Source organism: Sporosarcina ureae (genome assembly GCF_002101375.1).
Taxonomy (GTDB): Bacteria; Bacillota; Bacilli; order Bacillales_A; family Planococcaceae; genus Sporosarcina; species Sporosarcina ureae_B.
Genome location: NZ_CP015207.1, coordinates 1920603 through 1933724 on the forward strand (window position 1 = coordinate 1920603; position 13122 = coordinate 1933724).

General features: G+C 42.5%; 6 protein-coding genes and 3 rRNA genes. 8 read left to right on the top strand and 1 reads right to left on the bottom strand.

All coding sequences use genetic code 11. The features are described from left to right. The first annotated feature begins 3 nt into the window (after positions 1-3). The 5 genes from recR (at position 4) to rrf (ending at position 6179) form a co-directional block, all read left to right on the top strand. Positions 4-600, top strand: coding sequence for a recombination mediator RecR (gene recR / locus SporoP8_RS09535; RefSeq protein WP_085132288.1), 597 nt, complete (start codon positions 4-6; stop codon positions 598-600). Positions 601-688: 88 nt separating this feature from the next. After that, positions 689-952, top strand: a complete 264-nt coding sequence (locus SporoP8_RS09540; RefSeq protein ID WP_232319133.1) for a pro-sigmaK processing inhibitor BofA family protein — start codon at positions 689-691, stop codon at positions 950-952. A 299-nt stretch (positions 953-1251) separates the two neighbouring features. Next, positions 1252-2804, top strand: a 16S ribosomal RNA gene (locus SporoP8_RS09545). A 256-nt stretch (positions 2805-3060) separates the two neighbouring features. Beyond that, a 23S ribosomal RNA gene (locus tag SporoP8_RS09550) occupies positions 3061-5989 on the top strand. 74 nt (positions 5990-6063) lie between these two features. Then, positions 6064-6179 (top strand): 5S ribosomal RNA (rrf, locus tag SporoP8_RS09555). The 16S, 23S and 5S rRNA genes sit together here, the layout of an rRNA operon. A gap of 611 nt (positions 6180-6790) precedes the next feature. On the opposite strand, the gene SporoP8_RS09565 is transcribed toward rrf, so the two are convergent. Then, positions 6791-7174 carry a helix-turn-helix domain-containing protein gene (locus SporoP8_RS09565; protein WP_085132291.1) on the bottom strand — a complete coding sequence of 128 codons (384 nt, stop codon included), beginning with the start codon at positions 7172-7174 and terminating at the stop codon, positions 6791-6793. 672 nt (positions 7175-7846) lie between these two features. Between SporoP8_RS09565 and SporoP8_RS09570 the strand changes: the two genes are divergently transcribed. From SporoP8_RS09570 to SporoP8_RS09580, 3 genes are all read left to right on the top strand, one after another. Beyond that, positions 7847-8050 carry a helix-turn-helix transcriptional regulator gene (locus SporoP8_RS09570; protein ID WP_085132292.1) on the top strand — a complete coding sequence of 68 codons (204 nt, stop codon included), beginning with the start codon at positions 7847-7849 and terminating at the stop codon, positions 8048-8050. 67 nt (positions 8051-8117) lie between these two features. Continuing rightward, positions 8118-10679 (top strand): winged helix-turn-helix domain-containing protein, encoded by a 2562-nt coding sequence (locus tag SporoP8_RS09575; RefSeq protein ID WP_085132293.1) that lies wholly within the window; start codon positions 8118-8120, stop codon positions 10677-10679. A 35-nt stretch (positions 10680-10714) separates the two neighbouring features. Continuing rightward, entirely contained in the window at positions 10715-13051 is a 2337-nt protein-coding gene (locus SporoP8_RS09580; RefSeq protein WP_085132294.1) for a winged helix-turn-helix domain-containing protein, read from the top strand. The last annotated feature ends 71 nt before the right edge of the window (positions 13052-13122 follow it).

Below are 13122 nucleotides of genomic sequence, written 5' to 3' on the forward strand. Positions count from 1 at the left end.
ATAATGCATTATCCTGAACCTATATCTAAATTAATGGATAGCTTTATGAAATTGCCAGGCATTGGCCCCAAAACTGCGGGTCGTCTGGCGTTTTTTGTATTAAGTATGAAAGAAGATACTGTGCTAGATTTTGCTAAAGCGTTAGTGGATGCGAAACGTAATCTTCAGTTTTGTTCAGTTTGTGGCCATATTACTGATATCGATCCGTGTTACATCTGTCAGGATCAATCACGTGATCGCTCGACAATATGTGTCGTGCAAGATCCGAAAGACGTGATTGCCATGGAGAAAATGCGTGACTATCGTGGTTTGTACCATGTATTACAAGGTGCAATATCACCGATGGACGGAATCGGGCCGGAAGATATCAATGTTCCATCATTACTAACTAGACTTCAAGAGGACGAAGTGCAGGAATTGATTCTTGCGACGAACCCTACTATAGAAGGAGAAGCAACGGCCATGTATATTTCGAGGCTGGTTAAACCATCCGGAATCACGACAACGCGTATCGCTCATGGCTTACCTGTCGGTGGAGATCTAGAATATGCGGATGAAGTTACATTGTCTAGAGCATTGGAAGGTCGTCGAGAATTATAAAAAGAATTAAAAGGTAGGGAACGACTAGACTAATCCTCTGCAGAGGCGCATATAGATAAGTATCTATGAGATAGAAAGGGCGTTTTCTGTGAGGATTTTAGTCATAGCTATATTAGGAGCCGTTGCATTATTGCTTTTAAGTATGAGTCGGACCACTCTTGAAAAAAACATGGAGCGCTTATCGGTATTCTGGTTTAGATTAGCTTTTGCGTTCTTTATTCTTTTCTTAATGAATATCGCTGGTGGATTTATTGGAATCTACGTACCTGTAAACATTGCATCTGGCATGATCTTAGCTATACTAGGGGTGCCGGGATTCGCGGCGCTATGCGGTTTCGCCATTCTTTTTTAAAAGAATGGTGAAAAAGCTTGCATTCCCACAAATGCGGTGGTATATTTATAAGCGTCGCATCAAGCAGTTGCGAAAACATCAAACTTAACAAGAAAAAATTTTTAAGTAAAAGTGTTGACAACGAAATGATGAGATGTTAATATTAGAAAGTTGCCTCTTACGAGAGACCAACCGAATGAACCTTGAAAACTGAACAGCAAAACGTTAACGAAATACAGTTGGTGCATCTAACGATGACACAAACAAAATGAGTATCTTAATTGATGCCAGCAAATGAAACTCGAGCTAATCGAATTTCTCTTATGGAGAGTTTGATCCTGGCTCAGGACGAACGCTGGCGGCATGCCTAATACATGCAAGTCGAGCGAACTGTTGGAAGCTTGCTTCCTTCAGTTAGCGGCGGACGGGTGAGTAACACGTGGGCAACCTGCCCTTCAGATGGGGATAACTCCGGGAAACCGGGGCTAATACCGAATAATCCATTTTCTCGCATGAGGAAATGTTGAAAGACGGCGTCTCGCTGTCACTGAAGGATGGGCCCGCGGCGCATTAGCTAGTTGGTGGGGTAATGGCTCACCAAGGCCACGATGCGTAGCCGACCTGAGAGGGTGATCGGCCACACTGGGACTGAGACACGGCCCAGACTCCTACGGGAGGCAGCAGTAGGGAATCTTCCACAATGGACGAAAGTCTGATGGAGCAATGCCGCGTGAGTGAAGAAGGTTTTCGGATCGTAAAGCTCTGTTGTAAGGGAAGAACAAGTACAGGAGTAACTGTCTGTACCTTGACGGTACCTTACCAGAAAGCCACGGCTAACTACGTGCCAGCAGCCGCGGTAATACGTAGGTGGCAAGCGTTGTCCGGAATTATTGGGCGTAAAGCGCGCGCAGGCGGTCCTTTAAGTCTGATGTGAAAGCCCACGGCTCAACCGTGGAGGGTCATTGGAAACTGGAGGACTTGAGTACAGAAGAGGAAAGCGGAATTCCACGTGTAGCGGTGAAATGCGTAGAGATGTGGAGGAACACCAGTGGCGAAGGCGGCTTTCTGGTCTGTAACTGACGCTGAGGCGCGAAAGCGTGGGGAGCAAACAGGATTAGATACCCTGGTAGTCCACGCCGTAAACGATGAGTGCTAAGTGTTAGGGGGTTTCCGCCCCTTAGTGCTGCAGCTAACGCATTAAGCACTCCGCCTGGGGAGTACGGCCGCAAGGCTGAAACTCAAAGGAATTGACGGGGACCCGCACAAGCGGTGGAGCATGTGGTTTAATTCGAAGCAACGCGAAGAACCTTACCAGGTCTTGACATCCCAGTGACCGTCATGGAGACATGATTTTCCCTTCGGGGACACTGGTGACAGGTGGTGCATGGTTGTCGTCAGCTCGTGTCGTGAGATGTTGGGTTAAGTCCCGCAACGAGCGCAACCCTTAATGTTAGTTGCCATCATTTAGTTGGGCACTCTAATGTGACTGCCGGTGACAAACCGGAGGAAGGTGGGGATGACGTCAAATCATCATGCCCCTTATGACCTGGGCTACACACGTGCTACAATGGACGATACAGAGGGCTGCAAACCCGCGAGGGGGAGCCAATCCCAGAAAATCGTTCCCAGTTCGGATTGCAGGCTGCAACTCGCCTGCATGAAGCCGGAATCGCTAGTAATCGTGGATCAGCATGCCACGGTGAATACGTTCCCGGGTCTTGTACACACCGCCCGTCACACCACGAGAGTTTGTAACACCCGAAGTCGGTGGGGTAACCCTTAGGGGAGCTAGCCGCCGAAGGTGGGACAGATGATTGGGGTGAAGTCGTAACAAGGTAGCCGTATCGGAAGGTGCGGCTGGATCACCTCCTTTCTAAGGATAATGTTTTCTTGCCTGAAATACGGAAGAAACATTCGGAAGATAGATCTTCGATCTATCACGTTAACGTTTTGCGTTCAGTTTTGAAGGCTCATATCGTGAGTGTTCAAAACTTTTTTCTTGTTCATTGAAAACTGGATAAAACGACATTGAAAGTAATCAAGTAATCAACCGAGTCGCATATATGCGATTCAAGCAATCTTTTTAACCGATGGAATCCTATCGCTAGGATGAAATTGGACCTTTTATAGGTTAAGTTAGAAAGGGCGCACGGCGGATGCCTTGGCACTAGGAGCCGATGAAGGACGGCACTAACACCGATATGCTTCGGGGAGCTGTAAGTGAGCTTTGATCCGAAGATTTCCGAATGGGGAAACCCACTGTCCATAATGGGACAGTACGTGTATGTGAATACATAGCATACTCGTGGCACACCCGGAGAACTGAAACATCTAAGTACCCGGAGGAAGAGAAAGAAACATCGATTCCCTTAGTAGCGGCGAGCGAAACGGGAAGAGCCCAAACCAAGAAGCTTGCTTCTTGGGGTTGTAGGACACTCTATACGGAGTTACAAAGGAATGTGTTAGATGAAGCGACCTGGAAAGGTCTGCCAAAGAGGGTAAAAGCCCCGTAGTCGAAAGCATATTCTCTCCAGAGTGGATCCTGAGTACGGCGGAACACGTGAAATTCCGTCGGAATCCGGGAGGACCATCTCCCAAGGCTAAATACTCCCTAGTGACCGATAGTGAACCAGTACCGTGAGGGAAAGGTGAAAAGCACCCCGGAAGGGGAGTGAAATAGATCCTGAAACCGTGCGCTTACAAATTGTCAGAGCCCGTTAATGGGTGATGGCGTGCCTTTTGTAGAATGAACCGGCGAGTTACGATTCCATGCAAGGTTAAGCTGAGAAAGCGGAGCCGCAGCGAAAGCGAGTCTGAATAGGGCGAATCAGTATGGGGTCGTAGACCCGAAACCAGGTGATCTACCCATGTCCAGGGTGAAGGTCAGGTAACACTGACTGGAGGCCCGAACCCACGTATGTTGAAAAATGCGGGGATGAGGTGTGGGTAGCGGTGAAATTCCAATCGAACCTGGAGATAGCTGGTTCTCTCCGAAATAGCTTTAGGGCTAGCCTCAAACGAAAGAATCTCGGAGGTAGAGCACTGTTTGGACGAGGGGCCCATCCCGGGTTACCGAATTCAGACAAACTCCGAATGCCGATGATTTATGTTTGGGAGTCAGACAGTGGGTGATAAGATCCATTGTCGAGAGGGAAACAGCCCAGACCACCAGCTAAGGTCCCCAAGTATCTGTTAAGTGGAAAAGGATGTGGCGTTGCCCAGACAACCAGGATGTTGGCTTAGAAGCAGCCATCATTTAAAGAGTGCGTAATAGCTCACTGGTCGAGTGGCGCTGCGCCGAAAATGTACCGGGGCTAAACAGATCACCGAAGCTGTGGATTGACCTTAGGGTCAATGGTAGGAGAGCGTTCCAAGGGCGTTGAAGCTAGACCGGAAGGACTGGTGGAGCGCTTGGAAGTGAGAATGCCGGTATGAGTAGCGAAAGAAGGGTGAGAATCCCTTCCACCGAATGCCCAAGGTTTCCTGAGGAAGGCTCGTCCGCTCAGGGTTAGTCAGGACCTAAGTCGAGGCCGATAGGCGTAGACGATGGACAACAGGTTGATATTCCTGTACCACCTCCCCGCCGTTTGAGTAATGGGGGGACGCAGTAGGATAGGGTGAGCACACAGTTGGTTGTGTGTCTAAGCAGTGAGGTGGAGAACGAGGCAAATCCCGTTCTCATATAACACTAGGCTGTGATGGCGAGGAGATTAATCTCCAGAGTCCCTGATTTCACACTGCCAAGAAAAGCCTCTAGCGAGGCGGGAGGTGCCTGTACCGCAAACCGACACAGGTAGGCGAGGAGAGAATCCTAAGGTGATCGAGAGAACTCTCGTTAAGGAACTCGGCAAAATGACCCCGTAACTTCGGGAGAAGGGGTGCTCTGGTAGGGTGAATAGCCCGAGAGAGCCGCAGTGAATAGGCCCAGGCGACTGTTTAGCAAAAACACAGGTCTCTGCAAAATCGTAAGATGACGTATAGGGGCTGACGCCTGCCCGGTGCTGGAAGGTTAAGAGGAGGGGTTAGCGCAAGCGAAGCTCTGAATTGAAGCCCCAGTAAACGGCGGCCGTAACTATAACGGTCCTAAGGTAGCGAAATTCCTTGTCGGGTAAGTTCCGACCCGCACGAAAGGCGTAACGATCTGGGCACTGTCTCAACGAGAGACTCGGTGAAATTATAATATGCGTGAAGATGCGCATTACCCGCGACAGGACGGAAAGACCCCGTGGAGCTTTACTGTAGCCTGATATTGAATTCCGGTGCAGCCTGTACAGGATAGGTAGGAGCCTTGGATTCCGGAGCGCTAGCTTCGGAGGAGGCATTGGTGGGATACTACCCTGGCTGTATTGGACTTCTAACCCTTGCCCGTGATCCGGGCAGGAGACAGTGTCAGGTGGACAGTTTGACTGGGGCGGTCGCCTCCTAAAGAGTAACGGAGGCGCTCAAAGGTTTCCTCAGAATGGTTGGACATCATTCGCAGAGTGCAAAGGCATAAGGAAGCTTGACTGCGAGACCTACAAGTCGAGCAGGGTCGAAAGACGGACTTAGTGATCCGGTGGTTCCGCATGGAAGGGCCATCGCTCAACGGATAAAAGCTACCCCGGGGATAACAGGCTTATCTCCCCCAAGAGTCCACATCGACGGGGAGGTTTGGCACCTCGATGTCGGCTCGTCGCATCCTGGGGCTGTAGTCGGTCCCAAGGGTTGGGCTGTTCGCCCATTAAAGCGGCACGCGAGCTGGGTTCAGAACGTCGTGAGACAGTTCGGTCCCTATCCGTCGCGGGCGCAGGAAATTTGAGGAGAGCTGTCCTTAGTACGAGAGGACCGGGATGGACATACCGCTGGTGTACCAGTTGTCTTGCCAAAGGCATCGCTGGGTAGCTATGTATGGACGGGATAAATGCTGAAAGCATCTAAGCATGAAGCCCCCTTCAAGATGAGATTTCCCATTACGCAAGTAAGTAAGATCCCTCAAAGATGATGAGGTGGATAGGTCTGGGGTGTAAGTACGGCGACGTATGTAGCTGACAGATACTAATCGATCGAGGACTTAACCTATACTAAAAAGTAGTTACTTGAACTACACCAATGTCTTTTATTCAGTTTTGAGTGAACAAGCTTTACTCAAAGAGTCTAGTAACGATGGCGAAGAGGTCACACCCGTTCCCATACCGAACACGGAAGTTAAGCTCTTCAGCGCCGATGGTAGTTGGGGGTTTCCCCCTGTGAGAGTAGGACGTTGCTAGGCATGCGAAGCCATTCCCTTTGGGGAGTGGCTTTTTTGTGTTTTATCACAGTAATACTCACTAGACAAATGAGTCAAAAAAAAACAATCCATGTCGGAAAGCCCATGGATTTGATAGCGATTATTTCTATTCAATACAATTCAATTGTAGCCGGATAATCATACGGAGTAGTAAATATCGTCTTCGCTTTCGTAGCGTACATTAATACAGAGCCCATTGTCGCATTGAAATTTAAGTCTAATAATGTCCAGATGACCAGTAAGAATTGAAAATGAATGTCGGTCCTGTTGTACAGGTAAAAGAGAATAATGGATAATATCAAAAATAAGGGAAGACAAATCTTCATAAGAAGTAAAGACATAATATTCATTAACTATATAAGCCGGCATATTGTTCATCTCCTTTTTAACTAGCTCAAAGACTGGATCGACGGGAGAGAGACCATAAATAATTATCCATTTAGCAAGTACCTGAACGCTAATTTCAATAAAGTAAAGGATTTAATTTAATGTGCAAAACCGTAAATAGAAAAATCATTCTACAGTTATTATATAGTAGAATGACAGAGAATACTATTGAGTATTGTTAGTAAAATGAAAGATGGGTGAAAAGATTATTTTTTTAAACTGACCATGGTTTTTACGAAAGCCAATAAAGCATTTTTCTCTAAAGTTGATAGTTGTATGCCATTGTAAGAAACCTTTTCTTCTAATAACTTTTCAAGAGCCATTTCTTTAGTATTTAGTTCGTCTTTTGAAGAAATATATACTTGATCAGACTTATCATTTGGTATAAAGCCGGCCAATATTAGTAGTTCATTCCTATCCACATCTAATGCAGACGCTAATGCACAAATTGATTCACGTGAAGGGTTATATCTTCCTTTTTCCAATGAAGCAATGAAGGAATAGCTAAGATTAGCACGTTCAGCCAAATAACGTAATGTCATTTTTTTTTGTTCTCGGAGTTTCCGCAAGCGTTTCCCAAACTCATTCAATTTCTTCACCCACCTTAATATGTCTAAGTTTGACGTTCTAACTGTATATCTATCATAACCGATACCTTAATAAATATAAAGAAATAGCTAGCAGAGAAATATTCAAAATAGATTTAATAGTGTGTCGTGTCACTTCACATTTATTATTTACCGTAAGTAGGCACAAAGACTAAAATCAAAAATGATTAAAAGTCTATTTTTAATTGGATATTGCAACTAGTGTGGTTGTTTAGCAGATTTATTTCAAATTTCCATAATATTGGCAAGATAATTAACAGATTATATAGACTCTTTTGATAGAAAACAAAGTTTAAGTGTTGACAAAAAAAACATTTAGACATAAAATGTGTTGTAACGCTAAACAAATATTGCGAATTAATTATATAAAGTGTTCTCTGCGTTTAATGGAATGGAAAGTTTCTAGAAAATTTTATTTTAAGAATTTTACTCTATTCTCTAATACGAAAATATTTGTAAAATAAAATATGATTAACTAGTACAAACTACAAGTGATAGTGAGCTTATATACTGGCGACACAATAATTAAGAATATATAGCATTAGGCAAAAAGAATGAAGAGACATATATTACTTATCCAATAGAAATATATTTAATATTAATGACACTACAAATAGACACAAATTATAGAGCAAAAGTGGGGAGTTGGATTAGATGTTTGCCAACAATATAAAAGAGATTAGAAAGAAGATGAATTTAACTCAAGCGGAACTGGCAGAGCAAGTAGGAATCGGTCGTACAGCTTTATCCAAAATAGAAAACGGTGCTTATTATCCAAGTGCTAAAACCATGAAAAAGATTTCGGATGTTCTTAATATGCCGATAGGAGAAATATTTTTCAACTCAGATATTGAGTGAATTGGAAATTATAAATCAGTAGATGCTTAGATAGGTTTTCATGAGTGATAGAAAGGAGTGAAGATCAGTGATCAACAACGGCTCAGATGAAAAGATTAAAATGCCTATTGCTGATAATGAAATTATCGACAGAAGACATATAGATTTGCTTGAAAATAAGAAACTAACGCGATTGACTATTGTACGAGCACCCCTAGGATATGGAAAGTCCATGCTTGTAAGTAAATCAATTGCATATACGAGAGATCATGCAGCGTGGTTGACGCTAGACGAAATGGATAATGACCCCATTCGATTTTGGATTTACGTGATCATGTCAATTGAGAAAAGTGGGACTAAAATTAATGCAGAAAAGTTATTGTCTTTCGTCAAAACAACCCCGCCCTATTCTATGATTATTGATATGTTGTTGGATGAACTCAGTAACCAATCTGGAAGAACCATACTTATTCTGGATGATTATCATAAGGTTGCGAATCAGGCTGTTCATAAAATGATGAATCGCTTCATCGATAATTTACCACATCACGTAAAGGTTTTTATAATAAGTCGTAGTGAAGTACCCCTAATCATTTCTAAATGGAGGATGAAGGGTTGGGTGTACGAGGTTGGTATTGAACAACTTAAATTCCAATTAGATGAAGTACGTGAATTTTACGATAAGCGTTCTCTTAAATCGAGTCATACAATCTTTTATTATCAGCAAGTATTGCGAATTACAGAAGGTTGGCCTTTAGGTATTCAATTGATAAATTTAACTGAATCAGAAGAAGATCCCCAATGGAAAGCGAAAGATTCCTCCATTCTTTCGCCTATCGTGACAAATTACTTACTATTTAAAGCCTTATTCAGTCTCACTCCCTCTATGCAAGATTTTCTCATTCGTACATCGGTATTGAAATATATAACACCGGATAGTTGTAATCAGGTATTGAATCGTAAAGATAGTGAAGAAGTATTGAGAGAGATTGAGAAGAGGGGTCTGTTTATCAATCGTTTGAAGGGCAATCAACTAACGTACAGATACCATAATGTTTTTTCAATTGCTCTACAGAATGAAATGCATCAACGTTTTTCGAAAGACTGTATAACAGAAATTTACGGTAAGGCAGCTCACGTTGAGTATGAACAAGGAGATTATGAAACAGGAATCGAGCTAGCGATCGAAGGGAAATTATTTGATGTAGCCGATCGTTGGATAGAAGAGAATCTAGTAAATATCTTTTCATCAAATCAGACTGAGCTGTTCATGCGGTGGGTCATAGTGTTGCGTAAAAATTCTTTTGAACTCCATGTGGAAACGCTTGTAGTATATGCAATCAATCTAGCTATTCAGTATAAAATGGATAAAGCGGAGTCGATTATCAGAGAGCTTGAACGTAGGCATGAAAAAACGAGTTGGAAAGAGAAAGATTCATTTGAAGATGCTTCGCTGATGTTCGACAGTGTAAAAAAGTTTATATTGTTTACGCGGCATGGAGTGAAAAAGGAAAAAAACTCATATTTACAGGGAAGAATTCATGATTGCTCAATGCCTGCGGATTCCCGATGGAGAAATGTATCGATGATTTACAACCATTTTGAACCACAATTATTAAGAACCAGTTTAGGCAACAGAGGGAAGCTAAACTCCATCAAACGACTTCCTACATTTAATAATATCTTGCGAAGTAATATGTTCCTTGCACATAATCTGGCAGAATACAGTCAAGGTATACAAGCTGAAGTTTTCTATGAAATGGATCTATTATTCGAGTCTGAACAATATATGAAAAAAACTATGGATTATACTGATCGTCATAGTGATCCAGGCTTGTCTGTACCGATGAACATTTTACAAGCTAAAATTTATTTGGCTGATGAACAATTTGTCAAAGCTCAGGGCATACTGAACTATGCAATTGAATCAATGGTTAATACTAACTGGCAATGTATTTTAATTACAATGAAGGCACTAGGTTATATTCGAGAAGGATCCTTCGATCGTGCAGAGTTTGAATTAAATAAATTATCCAACTTAATACATCAGCAAGCGGAACCTTGTTTGGAATTCTGGATGCTTGTAAAAGCAAGACTGTATATGATGAAAGGTAATACGCGAAAAGCACTATATTATATTGATCGAGTCACACAAGAAGCTAAAGAAGAATTTCAAATGACAACTATTATCGAGGTGAAAATACTACGGTCAATCTGTATGTGGAGAAACAACAAGAAAAAGTTAGCAATTGATATACTTCATGACGCACTAGAATTGGCAGTTAGATTAGGTTATAAACGCTTGTTTATAGATGAAAAGGCTTTACATCCAGTGCTGATGAGTTATATAAAAAGTCGAATGAACTTTGAACAACCACAATGGAAAACCGTACCACTTGTTTTTGCCCAGTCGTTACGGACCGATCAAATTATTCGTCCTGTAGCTATTCATCACCATAGTAAACCAAATTTGACTTCCCGCGAGGAAGAGTTGATTAAAGCGCTTGCTGCAGGCTTATCCAACAGGGAAATTGCCGAACAGCTTTTTCTTTCAGAGGGAACTGTAAGAGTGTACTTGTCGAAAGTCTATAAAAAACTCAACGTCAGCTCACGGACTCAAGCAATATTACAGGCCAAGGATTGGCAGTAGACAGGATAACTACTATCGATTAGGAGGTGACTTTCATGATCACGTTGTTAGCCTCAAAAATACAAAAACCTGCCAAGCGTGAAGAGTGGATTAGCAGAGAGAATATGGTTACTGTCCAATATGAAGCTGTGCAATCCAAAGTACTATTTATTACTGCTCCAACTGGTTACGGAAAGACGTCATTTTTGTCTCATTGGTCGGACAACTTGGATGAAAACATCGCATGGCTGAAAGTCGATGAAACCGACAATGATGCTGTCCAATTTTTTCGATATATCGTCTATACTGTCTACTCGGCATGCAATTTGCTTCCACAAGAGAAACTACAACAAAAACTTGCCAATGCAGACCGTGACGAACTGGATACGATGTGGGATTTCTACAAAGAACTAGGTAGTGTAATGACAAAACGAGTTCGATTAATTATCGATGACTTTCATCATATTACTGCTCTAGAACTCTTGGAAATGATCCAGTATTTTGTAATGGATTTGCCCGAATCATTGAAAATTTGCTTCGCCAGTCGTCATCTCCCTCCCTTTACACTTGCACTCTGGCAATCTTTATTTACTGTTACTGAAGTCAAAATGCAGCATCTGCGTTTTACGACTGTAGATATGAAAGTGTTTTTGAAAAAACAACCTCAACAGCAGCAATCAGTATGGCAAGAATTCATTCAGACAGAAGGTTGGCCTGCAGGACTACGTAATGTTGTACAGTCACAAGATACATGTGATCTGCAGCATGTTAGCAGGCACCAGCAGTACACTATGAATGTGTTAATGAATGATCTGTGGGATGACTTTTCCAGCTCGGCACAGCATTTCCTATTAGCAACATCCATTCTGAGCACTATGGATCAAAGAGTATGTGACGCACTACTTGGGAATAAAGAAAGTCTGGTTCATTTAAGGGATTTAGAAGGAAAGGGTTTCTTCATAGAGATGGACACACAAAAAAACGCACGTTATCGTTATCATCCTCTTTTCGCTATAGCTTTACAGCAAAACTTGCAACAAACCTACCCAAGGGAGTTTGTATTCAAGTTGCATAAAAAAGCAGCAGGAATATACTTTCAGCAAGGTGATATTGTGCGTGCAATCACACATGCTTTGTTAGGAAAGGCGTATCCACTTGCTATCACTTGGATGATGAATTACGGCGAAGACATTGTTAGGAATGGAGAAACTTCGACTTTCCTAGCTTGGTGCCACGAATTTGAAGAAGCACATATTCCATTATCTTTAGATCTTCAGTTACTGTATGCTTTTTCTCTTCTTGCCGAGCACCAAGTGGATGCAGCGGATCTTGTCACAAGCAAAATGACAGCACAAGAGAATCGGAAAGAATGGAATGCTTTTATCGTAAGAAGCCAATCTGCTGCCTACGATTATTTCTTAATCAAGTCCTACATCACAATCATTCGAATGGGTGGAGCAACAGAAGTGGGAGAGTGGCTCCAAAAAGGTTTTGATTTACAAGTGCAGAAGCATTCCAAATTGTATTTAATGCCACTTCAGTTCAATAAAACGGAACCTACGTTGTCACGTACGCCATTAGGTTCTTATAAAAAGTCGGCCATCCATGAATACCGAAAATTGCAATTGAAACGTCAATCCTGCCAAAGAAATAAACTTTCTATCGTCGGTTATTATCACGGAATTCAGGCGGAGATATTGTACATGAAAGGTTTAATGAAAGAATCTCGAGAACATCAGGTAGAAGCACTTCTGTCAGCTCATCACTTCCAAGATCCGGGTCTGCTAATTCCTATGTATGTATTGAGTTGTAAGCTACATATGGCAAATGGCGAGATGGAAAAAGCGCATAGAACGTTGCAGAGTGCATTATTATATACAGAAGATCGCTATTGGAAAGATTTTTTATATGCATTTGAAGTATTCATTTACTTGAAACAAGGTTGTCTAGAAGAAGCAGAGATCGTCTTTTTAAAAATACAAGAGTATTTCGTAGAAGATCTTCAACCACACCCATTTGTCACACTCGTAGATGTAAGACTACTGTTGCAGAAAGATCAATGGGAAGATGCGTTAAAGAAAGTATTACATGTGAAAAGTGAAGCGTTACAGGAAGAGCAAATTGAGACATTCATCGAAGCGACAATTTTAGAAAGCTCGTGTTACGCTCATCAAGAACACTGGTTGGAGATGGCCCGGTCTTTACATGAAGCTATGATGTATAGTAAAGAATATGACTATACGCAGTTATTTATTAAGGAAGAGTCGATAGGATGTATGTTGAAGGAATATGTAAGAGTTCGTAAGCAACAACAAGATGTGAACTGGACTCGGGTTCCACATTTCTACGTAGAGCGATTAATTCAGGCATCAAACAACAGAATTTCGTCTTAGAGCTGCTGCCTCACGCTAACAAGAAGTGTCAGTTAAAGCCTATAAGCTGAGTTAACAGCGCGTAAACACTA

Coding starts and splice junctions, on each gene's coding strand:
- SporoP8_RS09570 (WP_085132292.1), top strand. CDS start 7,847: ATGTTTGCCAACAATATAAAAGAGATTAGAAAGAAGATGAATTTAACT.
- SporoP8_RS09580 (WP_085132294.1), top strand. CDS start 10,715: ATGATCACGTTGTTAGCCTCAAAAATACAAAAACCTGCCAAGCGTGAA.
- recR (WP_085132288.1), top strand. CDS start 4: ATGCATTATCCTGAACCTATATCTAAATTAATGGATAGCTTTATGAAA.